The sequence below is a fragment of the Candidatus Omnitrophota bacterium genome, assembly GCA_018830005.1.
In the GTDB taxonomy this organism is placed as follows: domain Bacteria; phylum Omnitrophota; class Gorgyraeia; order JAHJTE01; family JAHJTE01; genus JAHJTE01.
In genome coordinates, this window is the sequence record JAHJTE010000001.1 from 628,554 (window position 1) to 647,770 (window position 19,217).

Annotated in this window: 21 protein-coding genes; all 21 read left to right on the forward strand. The window is 40.9% G+C overall.

Translation table 11 applies throughout. The annotated features are described in order from the left end of the window. Window positions 1-33 precede the first annotated feature (33 nt). The 21 genes from KJ593_03395 to KJ593_03495 all read left to right on the forward strand — a co-directional run bounded on the left by KJ593_03395 (window position 34) and on the right by KJ593_03495 (window position 19,192). The gene (locus tag KJ593_03395; GenBank protein MBU2540927.1) at window positions 34-351 is read left to right on the forward strand and encodes a SpoVG family protein; all 318 of its coding nucleotides are present in this window, start codon (window positions 34-36) and stop codon (window positions 349-351) included. Beyond that, entirely contained in the window at window positions 329-2,935 is a 2,607-nt protein-coding gene (locus KJ593_03400) for a toprim domain-containing protein (protein MBU2540928.1), read from the forward strand. The genes KJ593_03395 and KJ593_03400 overlap by 23 nt, the downstream gene beginning before the upstream one ends. Before the next feature lie 67 nt (window positions 2,936-3,002). After that, on the forward strand, window positions 3,003-3,152 hold the full coding sequence (locus KJ593_03405; GenBank protein ID MBU2540929.1) for a hypothetical protein: 150 nt from the start codon (window positions 3,003-3,005) through the stop codon (window positions 3,150-3,152). A 301-nt stretch (window positions 3,153-3,453) separates the two neighbouring features. Further along, window positions 3,454-4,092, forward strand: a complete 639-nt coding sequence (locus KJ593_03410) for a hypothetical protein (protein MBU2540930.1) — start codon at window positions 3,454-3,456, stop codon at window positions 4,090-4,092. Between the two features lie 241 nt (window positions 4,093-4,333). After that, a complete protein-coding gene (locus KJ593_03415) occupies window positions 4,334-4,510 on the forward strand; it encodes a MerR family transcriptional regulator (protein MBU2540931.1) in 177 nt (58 codons plus the stop codon). A gap of 4 nt (window positions 4,511-4,514) precedes the next feature. Then, window positions 4,515-5,030, forward strand: coding sequence for a hypothetical protein (locus KJ593_03420; protein MBU2540932.1), 516 nt, complete (start codon window positions 4,515-4,517; stop codon window positions 5,028-5,030). Beyond that, complete coding sequence (locus tag KJ593_03425) at window positions 5,030-6,709, forward strand: recombinase family protein (protein ID MBU2540933.1); 1,680 nt, start codon at window positions 5,030-5,032, stop codon at window positions 6,707-6,709. The genes KJ593_03420 and KJ593_03425 overlap by 1 nt, the downstream gene beginning before the upstream one ends. Then, complete coding sequence (gene miaB / locus KJ593_03430) at window positions 6,610-7,767, forward strand: tRNA (N6-isopentenyl adenosine(37)-C2)-methylthiotransferase MiaB (GenBank protein MBU2540934.1); 1,158 nt, start codon at window positions 6,610-6,612, stop codon at window positions 7,765-7,767. The genes KJ593_03425 and miaB overlap by 100 nt, the downstream gene beginning before the upstream one ends. Next, window positions 7,764-8,510, forward strand: a complete 747-nt coding sequence (locus KJ593_03435) for an SPOR domain-containing protein (protein MBU2540935.1) — start codon at window positions 7,764-7,766, stop codon at window positions 8,508-8,510. Before miaB ends, KJ593_03435 begins: the two co-directional genes overlap by 4 nt. A gap of 2 nt (window positions 8,511-8,512) precedes the next feature. Continuing rightward, window positions 8,513-9,439 (forward strand): tRNA (adenosine(37)-N6)-dimethylallyltransferase MiaA, encoded by a 927-nt coding sequence (gene miaA, locus KJ593_03440; GenBank protein MBU2540936.1) that lies wholly within the window; start codon window positions 8,513-8,515, stop codon window positions 9,437-9,439. Between the two features lie 15 nt (window positions 9,440-9,454). After that, window positions 9,455-10,699, forward strand: coding sequence for a GTPase HflX (gene hflX / locus KJ593_03445; protein MBU2540937.1), 1,245 nt, complete (start codon window positions 9,455-9,457; stop codon window positions 10,697-10,699). Then, window positions 10,686-11,291: a hypothetical protein gene (locus KJ593_03450; GenBank protein ID MBU2540938.1), complete on the forward strand. Its 606-nt coding sequence runs from the start codon at window positions 10,686-10,688 to the stop codon at window positions 11,289-11,291. The genes hflX and KJ593_03450 overlap by 14 nt, the downstream gene beginning before the upstream one ends. 43 nt (window positions 11,292-11,334) lie before the next feature. Then, window positions 11,335-11,904 (forward strand): prepilin-type N-terminal cleavage/methylation domain-containing protein, encoded by a 570-nt coding sequence (locus KJ593_03455; protein ID MBU2540939.1) that lies wholly within the window; start codon window positions 11,335-11,337, stop codon window positions 11,902-11,904. Between the two features lie 34 nt (window positions 11,905-11,938). Continuing rightward, complete coding sequence (locus tag KJ593_03460; protein MBU2540940.1) at window positions 11,939-12,481, forward strand: type II secretion system GspH family protein; 543 nt, start codon at window positions 11,939-11,941, stop codon at window positions 12,479-12,481. 217 nt (window positions 12,482-12,698) lie between these two features. After that, the gene (locus tag KJ593_03465; GenBank protein MBU2540941.1) at window positions 12,699-13,442 is read left to right on the forward strand and encodes a hypothetical protein; all 744 of its coding nucleotides are present in this window, start codon (window positions 12,699-12,701) and stop codon (window positions 13,440-13,442) included. Window positions 13,443-13,448: 6 nt separating this feature from the next. Continuing rightward, window positions 13,449-13,997, forward strand: coding sequence for a nucleotide exchange factor GrpE (gene grpE / locus KJ593_03470; GenBank protein MBU2540942.1), 549 nt, complete (start codon window positions 13,449-13,451; stop codon window positions 13,995-13,997). A gap of 84 nt (window positions 13,998-14,081) precedes the next feature. Further along, the gene (dnaK, locus tag KJ593_03475) at window positions 14,082-15,980 is read left to right on the forward strand and encodes a molecular chaperone DnaK (GenBank protein MBU2540943.1); all 1,899 of its coding nucleotides are present in this window, start codon (window positions 14,082-14,084) and stop codon (window positions 15,978-15,980) included. Window positions 15,981-16,011: 31 nt separating this feature from the next. Then, window positions 16,012-17,169 carry a molecular chaperone DnaJ gene (gene dnaJ / locus KJ593_03480; protein MBU2540944.1) on the forward strand — a complete coding sequence of 386 codons (1,158 nt, stop codon included), beginning with the start codon at window positions 16,012-16,014 and terminating at the stop codon, window positions 17,167-17,169. Further along, window positions 17,169-17,453: a zinc ribbon domain-containing protein gene (locus tag KJ593_03485; GenBank protein ID MBU2540945.1), complete on the forward strand. Its 285-nt coding sequence runs from the start codon at window positions 17,169-17,171 to the stop codon at window positions 17,451-17,453. The genes dnaJ and KJ593_03485 overlap by 1 nt, the downstream gene beginning before the upstream one ends. Next, complete coding sequence (locus tag KJ593_03490; protein MBU2540946.1) at window positions 17,389-17,937, forward strand: VanZ family protein; 549 nt, start codon at window positions 17,389-17,391, stop codon at window positions 17,935-17,937. The genes KJ593_03485 and KJ593_03490 overlap by 65 nt, the downstream gene beginning before the upstream one ends. Further along, window positions 17,915-19,192 carry a DUF1015 domain-containing protein gene (locus tag KJ593_03495; protein MBU2540947.1) on the forward strand — a complete coding sequence of 426 codons (1,278 nt, stop codon included), beginning with the start codon at window positions 17,915-17,917 and terminating at the stop codon, window positions 19,190-19,192. The genes KJ593_03490 and KJ593_03495 overlap by 23 nt, the downstream gene beginning before the upstream one ends. The last annotated feature ends 25 nt before the right edge of the window (window positions 19,193-19,217 follow it).

Below are 19,217 nucleotides of genomic sequence, written 5' to 3' on the forward strand. Positions count from 1 at the left end.
TATTTTATGGCAACGACAAAAGGCGAGATAAAAATGAGAAGAGTAAAAGTTGATGAAGTGGTTTTCTACCCCATACGTCCTACCGAAAAAGGTTTAATCGGTTTTGCCTCCTGCTTATTCGATAGACGCCTTTCCTTGAGCAGTATTGCCATATATACACGGCCTGACGGAAAAGATTACAGGCTTCTTTTTCCCTCAAAGCGGCTCCCGAACAATAAGGAAATAAATATATTTTATCCCGTGAATAGCGAGACTTACGAGCTGATAAAAGACGCGATCGTGAAAAAAATAGAAGAATTAACCGAAAAGGTGAAAGAAAGAGGTGGATATGAAGAATATGGAAAATTATGATTTCAGGGACATTATCGAAAACGTAAGGGAAAGGTATGACATTGGCGAAGTAGTAAGCCGACATGTAAGGCTTACTCATAGCAAGAAAGGCATTTGCCCTTTTCATGAGGAAAAGACGCCGAGTTTCTCGGTAAATACGAAAGGGCAGTATTTTTATTGCTTTGGCTGCGGTAAGGGCGGAGATGTTTTTAAATTTCTTGAGCTTTATGAGAGGAAGTCCTTTGCCGAGGTTTTAAGAGAGCTTGCGGATAGGGCCGGTATTAAGGTTCCAGACTTAGGTCCTAATTCGCACAAGCATATTGATGAAGAAAGGACGACTCGAGATATCCTTAGCGTCGCAGCGGAATATTATCACGAGCGCATTACGCAAGAAGCAAACGATTATTTGACAAAGAAAAGAGGCATTAAGGATGAGATAATCTCCAGATTCAAAATTGGTTATACAAACGGGAATTTAAACGAATACCTGATTAAAGAGTGCTGTTTCCCGCTCGATATTTGTCTTAAGGCCGGAGTCCTTAAGAAAAGAGAAGATGGTACCATCAAAGACTACTTCTGCAATAGGATTATTTTTCCTAATTTCAGGCGCGGCCAGGTGGTTCACATGTCCGCAAGAGGATTGGGTGATAATGAGCCGAAATACCTGCATCTTCCGGGAGAGATAAAATACCCATATAATGAAGACTCGCTTTATGAAAAGGAAGTCTATGTTGTTGAGGGAATACTTGACTGCCTATCTCTTATCCAGTGTAGTTATCCTGCCGTTGCCGTTTTAGGCGCATCCAATTTTAAGTCCGAATACTTACAAAAGTTTTCCCGCTGCGAAAAGGTCTACATTTGCCTTGATGGCGATGAGGCGGGCATAAAAGGTTCGCTTAAGATCGGCAACATGATAGGAGATAAAGCAAGAATCGCTTCCTTGCCGGAAGGTATGGATATCAACGATTACCTTAATAGTTACACAAAAGATGATTTTGATAAGTTAATCGCCTGCTCCAAAGATCCTATTAAATATGAGCTTAGCTTTATCTCGCCGGATACGGATAAAACCGAGCTTCCCCAAAAGCTTGAACCTATCTTGAAAAAATTAAGCTCTATGGAAAAAGCCCGGATAGAGGCGTATCTCAGCTATGAGATTAAGGCGCGTTTCAAGCTTAAAAAAGAGGATGTAGACGGCTATAGAGATATGATTATGAAGAGCCGCAAGGCGGATATGCAGGAAAGTAAGAGCCGGGCGGAGGAAGAAGAAGCTAAGCCAGTATATACCGCTTTATTTGAGGGCTTGATTGACGTAGTAGAAAAAGAAGGCAAACCCGCTTTTTTGATAAAGGAAGGTGATGATCTTTTAATCGTGAACAGCCTAAAGAAGGACGGCTTGCTTTATCTCCCGCCGCCTAAAGAGCAGATTCCATGGCTTATGCCGCGGGGAGAGGAGATATTGAAATTATATGAGACCCAATCAGAAAAATCCGCTGAGGAATGTGATAGAGAGCTTTATGACGAGCTGTTAGCTTACCATAAGTCAATTTCGGAATTGCCGGAGGATAGCTATTACGACCTAATAACGGCCTGGGACCTACACACCTATCTTTTGGAAACAATAGAATATACGCCGATTATATGCCTGTTTGCCGTTCCTGAGCGCGGCAAAAGCCGCACCGGCAAGGGCATGATTTACATTGCCTTTCGCGGGATACATGTCGAGTCTTTAAGGGATGCCTATCTTGTGAGGGTTGCGAATGATCTCATGGCCTCTTTGTTTCTTGACGTAAAGGAGATATGGAAAAAGGCGGAGAAAAACGGGAGCGAAGACATACTATTACACCGTTTTGAGAAAGGGGCAAAAGTGCCGAGAGTCCTTTTTCCCGATAAGGGCGCGCACAGGGATATCGTGTATTATTCCATATTCGGCCCTACCATAATAAGCACAAACGAGGGGATACACAGGATTCTTGAAACAAGGGCTATTCCTATTAACATGCCCGATACGACAAGACGTTTTGAAGATGATGTTACGCCTTTACGCGCCTTACCGCTCAAGGAAAAATTAATCACGTTCCGGGCAAGGCATTACGGGAAGGCGTTGCCATGTATGCCGAAACCGGCTTTAGGCAGGTTAGGGGATATACTTAAGCCTATCCAGCAGATTATACGCCTGGTCAGGCCGGAGCGAGAGGCTTATTTTCTAAAGCTTGTTAAGAGGTTAGAGTCGGAGAAATTGATTGAAAAAGCGGATACTATTGAGGCTCAGATCTTGGCTGTCTTGTCGAATCTCAGAAGCAATGTGGACAAGGGCATGCTTCCGGTTAAGGAGATTACGGATAGCTTTAACGAAGATAGGAGTGATAAATACAAGGTTACCTATCAGAGGATTGGCCGGAGGCTGTCGGCCATGGGGTTTAGTAAGGTAAGGACAAGTAACGGCGCTTCTGCCATAGTCTGGGATGAGGAGAAATTGGAGAGAATTAAGGACTCATACGGGTTGAGCAAAACGTCAGAAATACCAGATACGTCAGATACACCTAAAGACCCTTATGTTACTGACGTTTCTTGCGATACTGACGTTTCCCGGAGGCCATTTTGAGGATGCATTGTGGTTATTTAATGGGAAGATTATCAGTTTACTTTAACAGGAGAGGAGGTGATTAGACATGAGCAAGAATCAATGGGATAAAGCGTTTGAAAGGATGCAGTCTGAAGCGGGGCAAGAGTCCAGAGAACATAAGCAGAGATGGGATAAGACGCTTGAGAGATTAGCTAATGAGTGGAATGAAACAGCAAGAGAAATCCAGCGTTGTTAAATTCTGGTAGATGTTGTTAATGGTTGGTGCAGACTTTGGAGGGGGAATTCGTTGGACATGGAGGCAAGGTTAACGAATATAAAATGGGTCCTTCCGGAGGGGGCTTGGGCCGAGGGTCAGGCGAGGCGCAGTTTGTCAGTGATTTTAGGTTCATTTTTTTGCATGTCGGTGTCGGTATATCAAGGGAAAAAAATCATAATTTTAAGCACAAAACCGAAAAAATCAGGGGCAAGTAGACCGACATGAGCCTTTAGCAAATGTCGGATAGGATGCCGGATTTTTTCAGAAAGGACAAACCATCATGACAGAAGAACAAAAAAGACAAAACGAGGTGAATAAACAAAGCATTGCCGAGATAGCCAAGAAGAAAAGGCAGCTTTATCTTTATAACAAGATGCAGAGCGGAAAACCTCTCTCTGTTTCCGAGATAAAGGAAGTCGAGGCATTTGAGGCCTCAACTTTATCTCCGGGAGTCGTCAGGACTCAAGCAGAGGTAGCGCAGACCCTTGGCGTAACCAAAAGGACTGTTGAGCGATGGGCTAGTCAGGGAATGCCGATAACTCGTGAAGGCAATTATGATCTTCTGGATATCAAGGCCTGGAAGGTCACGAGAAAGAGATTCAAGTATTTAAAAGACAATGAAAAAGAAAAATGGGACATAGAGTATCGAAAAAACAAAGCGCTTATAATCAAGATCGAATACGAAAAGACTTTAGGCCAGCTTATATCAAGAGAGGAAGTTGAAAAAGGAAGGATCGCCAGAATCATTGCCGTTAAAAATGCTTTTCTTGTTCTGCCTACGAGACTTGCGCCTTTACTTGCGATGAAGGAGCCAAGAGAAATCGAATCCATCATGCATGAGAACATTGCTGAAATATTAGATGATTTTGCAGGCGTGAGAAAAGGAATAAATGGAGAAGATGTGCAAGAGGAATGGTGAAGATAAAAGTATTAGGCCTCGAGGGTGGGAAGCTTTAGAAATGAAGCTTAAAGGTAGGGGTCTGTCCATAGCGGAGGTTCAAGAGGCTCGCAAGTCGTTTTATGAGGGGATAGAGCTTTTGTCTAAGATGTTTTTGGTGTGCTATGAAGCGGAGAAGCAAGAAAAATGATGATAAGAAATACCTTGTATAAGGTTGTTTAATACGGTACAATACGAATGCTTATTAAAAGGGTCATTTATTATGAAGACTTATACAATGACAGAGACGGCTAAAATGCTGGGAGTTCATCGCCAGACTATGATTAACTGGATTCGTAGGGGTTGGGTTAAGCCCAAAAGGGATTATAAGGACTGGCCGGTGTTTACGGATGAGTGTATCAAGAAGATCAAGGATTGGCGGGAGAAGTTAAAGGATTAAAAGTATGTTCAAAAAATTATGGGACAGTATAAAATATAAAAAAATTTTGAGTGAAGTTGGAGATGGCCGATACCAAATATTTTCTCCAGAAGATCCATTTATTTCATCTTATTTATCTCCGGGATTAGCTAAGAAGCATGAAGATAAATTTACATGCGTATGTCTTGCTACTTGTGCTACTATTGTGACTTCAACAATTGATTATGCTTGTGAAGGAGTAATTATTCCTAAATGTTCACCGGTAGTTTTGTGGAGAACTTTTCGATATTGCGAACACGATGGTGTCCCGCATCTTAACGCAGATGATAACATTATCTTTCCAGATCAAAAGGGCAGTATTTGGAAAGTATCAAAGACAGATTCCGAAGACCACTATATTTCTATTGCTACATGGGCAGGACTCAACGTTATAGCATCTGCTTACCATTTACCACAGGTTCCGAGCGGAGCTTATTCGGATTATGTAGAAAATGGAGCTTCTGTGCCAATTACATTTGTGCCGGTGGGGAACAATAAGTAATGAAAGTAGCATTATACACAAGAGTCAGTACTGAGGATCAGGCGCGTGAGGGGTTCTCGCTTGAGGTTCAGCGGGATTACCTTTTGCAGTATGCCAAGAATTTCGGCTGGGATGTGTTTTGCAGTATGTCCGGCCGGGATATTTATATGGATGACGGGTATTCAGGTGGAAACATGGACAGGCCTGCTTTGCAGAGGCTTCTCTTCGACGCTAAGAATAAACAGTTTGATTTAGTGATGGTCTATAAGCAGGACAGGCTCAGCAGAAAATTAAAGGATCTTTTAGCTTTATTAGAAGAGTTTGAGTCGCTTGGTATTGGCTATAAATCTGCAACCGAGCCTTTTGACACTACATCAAGTGCCGGTAAAATGGCAATCCAAATGCTTGGTAGTTGCGCCGAATTTGAAAGGAACCGGCTTGTTGAAAGGGTATTTCCCGGAATGATCGTAGGCGTAAAGAAAGGCCACTGGCAAGGCGCCAGATATGCCCCATACGGATATAGATACAATAAAGAAATTAAGAAGTTTGAAGTCCATCCAGAAGAAGCAAAAATAGTTAAAGAGATTTTCTCTATGTATTTAGGCGGCAAAAGTACTTCTCAGATAGCAGGCCATTACTATAATCTGGGCATTGCTTCACGCCAGGGAGGTAAATTTTACACTAAATTTATCTCATCCATCCTGAAAAGCAAAGCTTATCTAGGCACCCTTGTGTGGAATAAGCGGCGTTATGATAAGAAAGAAAAAACAAAAAACGGCGAGGGCAAGGGCTACAAATACGTCAACAATGACCCGTCAAAAATAATTGAAGTCCCGAATTGCCACGAGCCGATTATCTCCCAGGAAGAATTTGACCGGGCTCAAAAACTGCTCAAAAGAAACCGCACTAATACCGTAGTCAGGTTCAGAAATAATGTTTATCATTTATCAGGGATATTGAAATGCAACGAGTGCGGGATGAATTATCGCGGGCTCACATTAACGGTTAATCACCACACAAAAATGAGGCGGCCGTGGTATTGCTGTTCGTCTGTTGGCGTGTCATATATCAAATGTAAGAATAAATCCGTTACGGCTGACGCAATCAATAAGCAGGTCTGGGATATCATCGATACTATAAGCAAGAACCTTCATGTAATCGAAGAGCTTAGCGATATTATCAAGTTAAGCGCTACTGAGCCGGAGCAACATTATATTGAAGAGTTGGAGACAAAAGAAAAGGGCATTAGCAAGAACCTTGAGAAACAAAAGGCCCTCTATGAGGTATTTTCAGAGGATAAGATTAACATCGATATCTATAAAGACCGGGCCGAGCTGTTAAGGAATGAGGAGAAGAAACTTAGGCAAGATGTTAAGGCGATCCAGTTAAGGATCCTTGAGAAGAGGAATGCGGTCAATCTGGTAAAAGCCACGCAGGATTTTCTTTTAAGGTTGAGGAGCAATCCTAAGGGCGAGCAGATGGATTACCTCATCAAAACGTTTATGAGGATAATATTCAGGGCTATCTATATCCAGAACCAGGAGATTGTCAGGCACGACCTGAATGAGCCCTGGAAGAGTTGTTATGAAGAGGGGATGAAATGGCTGAAAACGCAGGAAACAGCGCCAATAGAGGCGAAAAAGGCGGAAAAGGCAAGAAGAAGTTACGTATACTTTTGCGTACCTTCGGATGTCAAATGAATGTTCGGGATTCTGAGATAATCTCCGGAAGCCTACTCATGAAGGGTTATAAAGTTGTTGACTCATCTGATGATGCTGATGTTGTTCTCTTTAACACCTGCTCAGTACGGCAACATGCTGAGGATAAAGTCTGGTCAGAAATAGGCAAATTTAAACACGAAACACGAATAATTGGACTCGTGGGTTGTATGGCTGAATACCACAAATTTGATGCATTCAAGAAAGCACCCAATATTGATTTTGTCTGTGGTCCGAATAATATAGCTTCAATACCTTCTCTAATTGAACAGGCAAAGGCAGGCAATACTAAAGGTATGGCTATCGGCCAAAAACAACGTGATGAGTTTGCTTATAATACAAATTTTCAAGCAAAGAAAGACGATTCTTTTGTAGTGATTGCCGAAGGCTGTAATAATTTTTGCTCCTATTGTGTAGTGCCTTTTGTGCGTGGGCGAGAGCGCAGTCGCAACCACAAAGATATCTTAAGAGAAATCCAGGCGCTTGTAACTAAAGGTGTTAAGGAAATAACACTTTTAGGTCAGAATGTTAACTCTTATCGTTGGAATGGAGTAGATTTCTCACAGCTTATGAATATGGTTAGTGGAATAGAGGGTTTGAGGTGTTTTAGTTTTGTTACAAGTCATCCTAAAGATGCCTCGAAAGATATGTTCGAGATTATTGCTAAATGTAGTAACTTAAAAAAATACCTGCATCTTCCGCTTCAGTCAGCCTCAGACAGAATTCTTAAGCTTATGAATAGAGGTTATACCTTAAAAGAATACTTGAAAAAAATAGAAGATTATCGCAAGATAGTAGGAGGAGGCCTAAGTACAGATATCATTGTCGGTTTTCCTACCGAGACTGAAGGAGATTTTCAAGATACTCTGGAAGTCTTGGAAAAAATAAAGTTTGATAATGCCTACATTTTTAAATATTCTACCCGGCCGCATACTGAGGCTGCTAAATTAGAAGACGACGTAGGAATGCAAGAGAAAAAGCGCCGGCATAAAATTCTGCTTGATCTGCAAAAGCAAATCTCGAAAAAGAAGAAAATATGAAAACATTTTTTTGTCTATTTATTAGTTATTTTCTGATTCTTACTACTTGTTTATTTGCTCAGGATTTCGAAGAGGCGCAAGTGAGTTTTTTAAAAGGCGAATATAGACAGAGTATCGAAAAACTGGAGGGGATTCTTGCTAAAGAGGTAGATAGGCCTTCATCGGCAAGGCTTTATTATCTTTTAGGTTTAAGCTATTTAAAAGCAGAAATATACCTAAAGGCAGGCGACTGCTTTGATATTATTGTAAATGAATATAGGAATTCACACTTAGTAGGCCTGGCTTTAATTAAACTTATTGATATTAAGTTTCTTAAAGGTGATTATATAAGGGCTTTAAATAGCACTGGAGAGCTCTCAGCTAGATTTGTTAGAAGTGAGTTTGAAAGCCCATTACTTCTGCGTCAGTATCTTTTGAATTTAAAATTAGGAAACTGGAAAGAGGCAAATTCCATTTTAACCCGAATTAGAGAATCATTTCCTGTCAGTCCTGCGATGAAAACAATATTAGATGGAAATCTAGCAGTAGATTTTTTCAGCGTCCAGGTTGGTTCTTTTAAGAACAGAAGAAATGCCACGAATCTTTCTCGCCTGCTTAATAGTAAGGGCTTTGATAGTTTTGTCTTAAAAAACGCTGATTCTTTCTTCCGCGTTAGGGTTGGAAGGCTCGCAACGCTTGAAGCAGCGCAGGCATTGGAGAAGGACTTAATCAAGCAAGGGTTTATTACAAAGATATACCCCTAAAATTGTTAAAAGAGATAAAAAATAAGATTGTCTTCATTCTCGGTCCTACCGCAGTCGGCAAGAGCAGAATCGCCTTTGAGCTTGCAAAAAGAATCAAGTCAGAAATAATCTCGGCTGATTCAATGCAGGTCTATAGGCAAGTACCTATTCTGACTTCCTATCCACCACCTATAATGTTAAAAAATATTCCACATCATTTGATATCGATTCTAGGGTTAAGCAAAGAATATAATGTAGCTAAGTTTATAAAAGATGCAAAAAGCGCAATAAATAAAATAAGCAGAGCTAAAAAGATTCCTTTGGTGGTTGGTGGTAGTGGTCTGTATATACAGGGGCTTTTGGATGGTATCTTTTCCGGTCCGGGTGAAGATAGGGCCTTAAGAAGACGATTAGAGAAACAAGCTGAAAGATTCGGCAATAACCATGTCTATGAAAAGTTAAGGCAACTTGATCCTGAAACCGCTGATAGCATTCATCCTAATAACCTAAGGCGAATCATTAGAGCGCTTGAGGTATGTATTAAAAGCGGTAAAAAGATGTCAGAGGTCAAAAAAAAGAAAATTGGTATTTTTAATGATTATGATGTGTTGTTAGTAGGCCTAAAACGTGAGCGTAGTCAGCTATATCAGCGTATTGATAATAGGGTTGAGGCTATGTTTAGACAAGGCGCAGTTTCAGAAGCAGAGAGGGCACTTAAGCATAGATTGAGCAAAACCGCCTTAGGCATAATTGGGATAAAGGAGATTGCTCGTTTTCTTGCTAAAGAGTATAATAGAGATGAGGCAAAAAGACTTATAAAACGTAATAGTCGCCATTTTGCCAAGCGCCAGATGAGCTGGTTCAAGCGCGATAAGCGCATAAAGTGGATAATGATAAAAGAAGGCGACGCAGATAAGGACATTGTTCAGAAAATCTTAAGCTATATTTAATTTGTCATTGACAATATGGAGCGTTCCTTATTAATCACCGTTGATTTTAAAAAGCACAGCCACTACAACGTTGAACTGGCAAAGCAGGAGCTGCGTCAGTTAGCCAAGACAGCTTTAGCTACTTCCGCAGCCGAGGTTATTTGTCAGCGCGATAAGCCTGATCCAGCGTATTTTTTAGGCAAGGGTAAGGTTGAGGAGCTGGCAGAGTTAATTACAGAGAATCAAATAGATACAGTAATTTTTAATAACGATCTTTCCAGCTCTCAGCAGAGGAATTTAGAGGAGAGATTAGGGGTAAAGACAATTGATCGTACGCAGCTTATCCTTGATATCTTTGCCCAACATGCCAGGAGTCAGGAAGGTAGTCTTCAGATTGAGCTGGCGCAGTTAGAGTATCTTCTGCCCCGGCTTACAGGTAAGGGCACAATGCTTTCTCGTTTGGGTGGCGGCATTGGGACAAGGGGCCCAGGTGAGAAAAAACTTGAGGTTGACAGAAGAAGGATCCGTCAGCGCATTGGTAAATTAAAGAAGGACTTACAAGGTCTGCGCACGCATCGGCAGAATCTAAGAAAGAAAAGGCTGAAAGAAACAATTCCTGTGATTGCGCTTGTAGGCTATACCAATTCTGGGAAATCAACACTTATTAATACTCTCACTAAAGCTGACCAGGTAGTCAGGGACAGTCTGTTTACTACACTTGATCCTTTAAGTCGTTCTGCTAAATTCAAGAATCATCAAAAGTTTATATTTTCTGATACTGTTGGTTTCCTAGATAGACTGCCGCATGGCCTGATTGAGGCGTTTAAGGCAACACTGGAAGAGGTGAAGCAGGCGCAGCTGCTTATTCATGTTTTGGATATTAGTTTTGGCCAATATGCAGAAAGGGCACAGGCAGTCAATAGGGTTCTAGATGAGCTGCAGGTCCAGGATAAGCCTTTGATTACAGCTTTAAATAAAATAGATAGATTAGAAGATAGAACCTGGCTTGGCAGGTTAAAAAGGGATTTCAAAAACCCTGTTGCGATATCTGCTGCTTCTGGCGAGGGTCTGGAAGAATTAAAGGACTTAATTACAGCAGAGTTTAGTTGCAATTTGAAAAATATGAAATTAAGCCTGCCTTTAGATAAAATGCATGTTGTGGATTTGATTTATCGGGAGGGCAATGTCGAAGATATTCGTTATACCCAGAGAGAGATTGAAATTAATGCGAACTTACCCTTAAATTTAGCGGAGGCATTAAAGGGATATGAAAAGAAATAATTCTTTTAGAGTTAAGATTAAGTGTTTGAATCTTTCAGGATTTACTTTTGTGGAGGCGCTTATTATCTTTGTTGTACTTTTTATTCTGGTCTTTGCCGGTACCTTAGCCTACATAGACATGCGTGAGAAGGCAAGGAAGGTGCAGGAGGAGGCAATAATTGCTGCAATGCAAACAGGAATAAGGAGATATCATTCCCAACACCTTCGTTGGTCTCAATGTCCTCCTCTTATGTCAGAGAGTGATTTTGGACACTGGTGGTTTAATAATCCTCCTGTAGGCAACGTCTGTACGCAAAGCCAGGATGAAATAGTTATGCCATTTGCCCCTGAGCACAATTTTAATAGTTACGGCATTGGAGACAATTGGGGTACTTGTTTGAATGATGTTCCAGGCTGTACGACTTTTTGTGGATACTCAATCTATTGTTCGCATATAAGTGATAATGGGATCTCTGCAGATTACTCAAATGGCAACGTTTGGTATTATTATTTTAGAGATCCGGAGAATGATCCTTTTCCAGCACAAGGGATAATGAAAGACGGTCTTGCAGGGCAGATTATAAAGAATCCAACATGCGGCGGACACCAATAATATTCGCTACTCATGAGGGAAGTAAAGTTTGCGTTATATTAACATGAGATTGGGAATAAAACATAAAACATTTAATAAAAACAATGAGCAAGCTTTTACGCTTTTAGAATTAATCATTGCCTTGGCATTATTAGCCATCTTTGCCTCAGCAGCAGTTTCCCGATTTGTTGATCTTGCTAATAAGTCACTGGATATTCAGGAGAATGCATCGATGGCTTCGGTGCGCGCAGCAGTACTTGCCTATTATGGTAAGTATGGAGCCCTGCCGCAAACTGCTCCTTTCTGTAGTGGAACTGCAATATCGCATTGGGGATTTGGTGGCACTATCTATTGTCAGGGTACTATGGAGGAGATGTTGTTAGAAAACCCTCCGGATTGGAAAGAGAATTCTTACGGAGATGGCCTTCATCGCTGGGGGATGTGTAACGTGAATTGGGCAGTGGGAAGTTGTCCTGCAGATCCTCATTCTGGTTGGTGGATTTTCTGTCCGCATGCGACCGATACTAGTGTTACTGCTTGCAATATTTGGTTGCTTTATTTTGGCGGTCCTTGTGCCGGCAGGATTATAAAGAATCCGGGCGGTCCATACGGAAGCTGTCAGGGGCATATGTAAAATTAATGACAAGTATTTTTTTAAAACTAGTAAGATGAGAGCGATAATAATACAGCCTGTTCTTATCAAAAATAATAAAAATGCCTTTACGCTTTTGGAGTTAATCATTGTTTTGGCATTATTAGCTATAGTTGTTTCTGCTGCTGTTGCCAGATTTGTTGATGTAGCTAGTAGGTCACTGGATATTCAGGAGAATGCAACAATAGCTGCTTTACGTTCAGCAATTTTGTTGTATCGGGCTGATACTGGAAGTTGGCCAACTTGTCCTCCTTTTATGGATGATGCAGATGTTAGCGGAGCTGCTTGGAATTGGTGGATGGATCAAGGTTGTGGTTTTGCCCGAAGTGCAAATGAAGTGATGATGCAGAATTCTCCGCCACATGCTTGGAATTCTTATGGCGGGGCAGGTAAATGGGGTATATGCAAGAGTCCGGGTACATGTTCAGGGGCAGCGTGTGTTTATCAAATCTGGTGTCCACATGGTAGTTTAGGACCGCCAAAGACTGGCAATTACTGGGAATATAATGTTAGTACTGGCAGTTTAGTAAAGGACCCTACTTATCCTGGTCATCAATAATTTATGTATCAACTAAGGATATGAGCTATTCTTAAAATGCATTTGAGGCAAGAGTATTTTTTTTGTTTATTTCTTAGCGCTCTTTTAATAAGAGTGCTAAATTTATGTTATCTTGGGATAAAACTGATAGGATTTAAAGCACTTATGAAACATTGACAATTGAAAAAAATGTGGTAATATATGCTTTTGGCTTTTTGGGCTTAATTAGCGGAGAAACATGCGTACAGTTGATAGTAAGGCAAGAAAAAGAGAAATATTGCTTGAGACAATAAACGAATATATATCAAGCGCAACCCCAGTAAGTTCTGAGTCCTTAAGAGAGAGATGTAGTCTTAACTTAAGTTCAGCTACTATCAGGAATGTTTTGGCAGAGTTAGAGTCTGATGGTTTCTTGACCCATCCTCATACTTCTGCTGGTAGGATTCCGACGGATAAAGGATACCGCTATTATCTGGAATTTCTGATGGAAAAGCAGAATTTAGATGAAAGTCAGAAGGGAGAAATCTGCTCTACGTTATATCTGGAAGATTTGGAGCATTTGGAAGCTATTCTAGAGAAGACATCTGATATCTTGGCAGAGCTGACTCATTATGCGGGTATTGTTTCTTCTTTTAGCAAGCAGGATAGGTTCTATTTTCGTGGCTTGCATTTTCTCTTGGAGCAGCCGGAATTTAATGATGTCCAGAGAGTACGTTCATTTTTGACAATTCTTGAGGAGAGGGCCCGCTTATTAGAACTTATTAATAGTTCCCCGCAGGATTACATCAATATCTATGTTGGCACAGAGTCCCATTGCGATGAAATCCAAGAGTGTTCTCTTGTGGTCAGCGCTTATTCAAAAAAGGGGAGTATTTGCGGGAGGCTAGGGGTTTTAGGACCTAAGCGAATGAACTATTCAAAGGTTATTTCTATTCTAGATTGTCTTTCCAAGAGATTAACGCAGGTCTTGAGCAAATCCTAAAATAGCATGAAACATAAAGACGAAGAAAAGCAAAAGGCAGAGGTTACTATCAGCGAAGAAGAATACGCGAAATTAAAAGAGGATTCTTCTAAAAAGAGCGAATATTGGGATAAATTTCTGCGTCAACAAGCTGAGTTTGAAAACTTTAGAAAGCGCCTTGATAAAGAGAAGAGTCAATTTTTAAAATATGCCAATGAGACGATTATATTAGAGCTTTTGACTGTCCTGGATGATTTAGAAAGACTCATTTCATTGGCTGAGACACACAAACAGGATTTTGAAACATTCCTAAAAGGCGTAGAGATGATTTTAGCCCATCTCTATGAACTATTAAAGAAACAGGGCGTTAAGCCGATTGATGCAAAAGACAAAAAGTTTGATCCACTTTTTCATGAGGCGCTTATGAGCGTTGAATCAGATAAAGATGAAGATAGCAAAATAATTGAGGAACTTCAAAAAGGATATATCTTAGATGATAGGGTTATTCGTACAGCTAAGGTTAAGGTGGCAAAGAAATCAGGGGTCAAAGACATAGGGCCTGAAGAAAATAAATAGAATTTGTTAGAAGATTAAGAAATCTGATTCTAACACCTGGAGGCTTAAGGCCTACAGCGAAAATTTAAGAAGGAGGTAGTAAAGATGGCAAAGGTAATCGGAATTGATTTAGGTACTTCAAATTCAGCCGCAGCTGTTATGGAAGGCTCAAGGCCTGTTATAATTCCGTCTGCTGAAGGCGCAGGTGTGGCCAGTGGTAAGGCATTTCCTTCTGTTGTTGCCTTTACAAAAGACGGCCAGCGTCTTGTAGGCGAGCCAGCTCGTCGGCAGGCAGCAATAAATCCTGAAGGTACAATTATGGCTGCCAAAAGAAGGATGGGTGAGGATTTTAAATTTAAGGCCTATGATAAGGAGTTTACACCTCAGCAGGTTTCAGCATTTATCCTGCAGAAGATAAAGGCTGACGCAGAGGCCTTTCTTGGTGAAGAGGTTAAGGAAGCAGTTATAACCTGTCCTGCCTATTTTGACGATAACCAGAGAACAGCAACAAAGGATGCGGGTGAAATTGCAGGGTTAAAGGTTTTAAGAATTATAAATGAACCTACTGCTGCCTGTCTTGCCTATGGGTTGCAAAAGGCAGACAAAGAGCAGAAGATTATGGTGTTTGATTTTGGCGGCGGGACCTTAGACGTCACGATAATGGAGATGGCACAAGGCGTATTCGAGGTCAAATCCACCCACGGTGATACACACTTGGGCGGCACAGATATGGATAATGTGCTTCTCGATTATATAGCAGAGCAATTCAAGCGCGAAAACGGTATTGATTTACGCAACGACAAGATGGCGATGCAGAGATTGCGGGAGGCAGCTGAGAAGGCAAAGGTTGAACTTTCCAGTACCGTAGCTACTGACATAAATCTGCCGTTTATTACCGCAGATGCTACTGGTCCTAAACATTTGACGATGTCAATAACCAGGGCTAAATTAGAAGAATTGGTTATGCCAATCGTAGAAAAATGTAAAGGCCCCTTGGAAATCGCATTTAGTGATGCGAAATTTTCTGGCAGTGATATTGATAGAATCATTATGGTGGGCGGACCAACGCGAATGCCCTGTGTTCAGAAATTCCTCGAAGATTTTGTGGGCAAAAAGATTGAGCGCGGTATTGATCCTATGGAATGCGTTGCCTTAGGTGCTGCAGTTCAGTCAGCAATAATTAAAGGGGATATGAAAGATGTCCTGCTTTTAGATGTTACGCCATTGTCTTTAGGTATTGAGACCTTAGGTGGAGTATCTACCAAGCTTATTGAGCGTAATACAACCATTCCCACTAAGAAGGCTCAAATTTTTTCTACAGCAGCAGATAATCAGACAGCAGTTACGATTAGGGTCTTGCAGGGCGAACGCCAAATGGCTAGCGACAATGTCGAGCTGGGAAGATTTGATTTAGTAGGGATTCCTCCTGCTCCGCGTGGCGTGCCACAGGTAGAGGTTGCTTTTGATATTGATGCCAATGGTATTGTGCACGTTAACGCAAAAGATTTAGGCACAGGAAAGGAACAGTCCATCAAGATCACTGCTCCTAAAAAGCTCTCTAAAGAAGAGATCGAAAAGATGGTTAAGGAAGCAGAGAAGTTTTCTGACCAAGATGTAAAAAAGAAAGAAGAGGTAGAGACGCGTAATCAGGCAGATACTCTTTTATACTCCACTGAGAAATCATTAAAGGAGTTCGGCGATAAGATTAATGATGCGGATAAAAAAGGAATCCAGACAAAACTTGATAGTCTACGTGAAGCGCTTAAGGGTTCAGATATAGGCGTGATCAAGACCAAGACGGAGGAATTGACCAAGGCATCGCATAAATTAGCCGAGGCAGTATATAAAGAGGCAGCAAAGAGACAGCAGGCCACTGGCCCGAGTGCGCATCCAGCAGGAGATACCAAGGCTAGTGAGCAGAAAGCCGAAGAAGGGCCTAAGAAGGCAAAAGAAGAAGATATTATAGAAGCTGAATATAAAGAAGAAGGCGAGAAAAAGTCCTGAGTTATAATTAAACTCCCGAGCGGAGCGAGGGATGATGACCACACAAGGCGATTATTATGCAATTTTGGGCGTTAGTCGTAATGCCACAACCGATGAGATTAAAAAATCATATCGGAATCTGGCTATGAAGTATCATCCAGACAGAGTAGTTGATTCAGAGAAAAAGCAGGCAGAGGAAAAGTTCAAGGAGATTTCAGAGGCCTATGCTGTTCTTTCTGATTCCAGTAAACGCTCTCTCTATGACCAGTATGGACATGCAGGAATAGACCAGAGATATAGTACTGAAGATATATTCCGCGGTGCAGATTTTGGTTCTATCTTCAAAGACTTTGGAGATTTTGGCTCTGGCGGCGGCAGTTCTATCTTTGAGGAATTATTTGGTGGATTTGATATCTTTGGCAGCTCAGGCCGCAGGAGAACAAGAGGTAGCGGGCGTAGGCGCGGAAGTGATTTACATTATGAATTGGAGATCAGCCTGGAGGAGGCAGCTTCTGACACTCAGAAGGTAATAAGTGTGCCGCGTCTTGAGCTGTGTAAGGATTGTAAGGGCCAGGGAATAAAACCAGGCACGAAGAGAAAGACGTGTCCAAACTGTAAGGGTGCAGGTCAAATTGCACGCTCAAGCGGCTTTTTTAGCATAGCAACTACATGCGGCCACTGTCAAGGAGCAGGCACTATTATAACCAATCCCTGTTCAATCTGTAGCGGAGGAGGCTATATCAGTAAAACTAAGAGAATCGAGGTAAAGATTCCGGCAGGGGTGGATACAGGCAATAGGTTACGACTAAGTGGCGAGGGAGATGCTGCAACCGGCGGCAGAGGTGATTTGTATATAACTGTTTATGTAAAGTCTCATTCGATATTTAAGCGTCAAGAAAACCACATTATTTTCAAACTTGATATTAGCTTTATTAAATTGATCTTGGGTTCTTCAGTAGTAGTCCCGACTCTAAATGGTAAAGTAACAATGAAGATTCCTCCCGGAACTCAGACCGGAAAGGTATTTAGGCTTCGCGGTAAAGGTATTAAGGATTTACGCGGACTATGTCAAGGAGACGAACTAGTTGTTGTTAACGTTACTATCCCCACTAATTTAAACAGACAACAACGCAAATTGCTAGAGGAGTACGCTAAGATAACGAGTGAAGATTCTTCTTTTACTGAAAAGATTAAGAGGGTATTCGAGTAATGCCGACATACGAATATAGATGTAAAAATTGCAAACATGAATTTGAGTTGTTTCAGGCAATGTCTGATGCACCGGTAAAGAAATGTCCTAAGTGCAAAAAATTAAGTGCCAGGCGCCTGATTTCAGCTGGGGCTGGTATTATCTTTAAAGGAAGCGGGTTTTACGCCACTGATTATAAAAAGAAGAGTCCGCCTCAGGAAAAGAATAATGCCCCTACTGGTGCTAAAGAAGACTGTAATAGATGCAGCCATGGTCGGAATAATTGCCCAAATTATAAAAAATAATATTGGCCAGGGACTTAGAATATTTTTGAAAAAACAAAATACTAAATTTGCCATCTCTACACTAAAGGATGAGACGTTTTCCGATGCAAGAGGCTATTCTTCTTTAAGATCTCAAGTAGCGCTCTGGCTTCCGGTTTTAGCATATGCTGCTTTTATATTTTATCTGTCATCACTTAGCGATACTGGTTCTTTAATAGAATTTCCTTTTCTTGATAAAATATTGCACACACTAGAATATTCAATCCTTGGCTTTTTGTTTATGCGTGCATTTTCTAACTTTAAACCTAAATTCAAGATTGAAGATGCGTTTGCTTTTTCAGTTATCTTTTCTTTTTTGTACGCAATAAGCGATGAGATTCATCAGATCTTCGTTGTCGCAAGAAGCGCTAGTCTCCCTGACGCTATATTCGATTTAATCGGAGCTAGCCTAGGCGCTTATTTTTACTACCGCAGGATATCTTATGACCGATATAAAAGCATTTAAAGGATTCATCTATAACCAGAAGAAGATTAAGAATCTTTCCGATGTAGCTTGTCCGCCCTATGATGTTATCTCGGAAAAAGAACTAACTGAGCTTTACAAAATGAATAATTTTAATTTCGTGAAGCTACTTCTGGCTAAAAATGTGCGCAAAAAAAATAAAAGAGTACTTAATAGATACGCCAATGCAAAGCAGACATTTGCAAGATGGTTAAAAGAAGATATCTTAATTAGCGATACCAAAGATGCCATATATTTCTATTTACAGGAATTCACTTTTAAGGGTGAGCGAAAAAGCAGATTGGGTTTTATTTCATTGATGCGGCTTAGGGATCAAAAACAGAGTACTGTTTACCCGCATGAGTCAACCCGTAAGGAACCAAAGGACGACCGTTATGCCTTGTTGAGGTCAGTTCGGGCAAATCTAAGTCCCATATTTACCTTATTTTCCGATGATGAACGACGCATTAACATGATATTTGAAAATTACCTTATGAGACAAAAGCCAATGCTTGCACTTCGCGATAAAGAAGGTGACGTTCATAAAATTTGGCCATTGAGAGAACCAAAATTAATTAAGCGTCTACAAGATTATATACAGGGTAAAAGCATTGTTATTGCTGATGGTCATCATCGTTATGAGGTTGCCTGTGATTTCAGGAATGCGATGTTGCGACCTAAGGGCAATCGGCGAAAGTTTAAGACCGCAGCATTCAATTATATTATGACCTATTTTTCAGATATAAATTCTCGCGGACTTACAGTTTTATCCATCCACAGGCTTTTAAAGAAGATACCGAGTAATTTTCTGGAAAGATTGGATGAATTTTTTAAAATTGAAAAGATTAAGGATCAATTCCAGCTTAGATTCCTTCTGGCAAAGGCAGCGCGTTATGAACATGCCTTCGGACTCTATGTAAAAGGCTATTTTTATTTATTGCGTTTGAAAAGCGAATATATTATTGATAGACTTCTGGAAGGAGACTCCAAGGATTATAATCGCTTGGATGTGGTATTATTGAATAAGTTGATTTTTAAAAGGCTTTTTTCTTTTAACTCTGCTGATTTGGTTTTTATCAAGGACGAAGAAGAGGCTATTGCCGCAGTCAACAAGGGAACATTTGCGGCCTGTTTTTTCTTATGGCCGACTAAGTTAGAGCAAATTAAGACGATTGCCTTAAATAACGAGAGGATGCCGCCCAAGTCCACGTATTTTTACCCCAAGCTTTTGAGCGGTCTGTTGATTCATAAATTCTAACTCCAGAGAGGATGGATGATGTTTA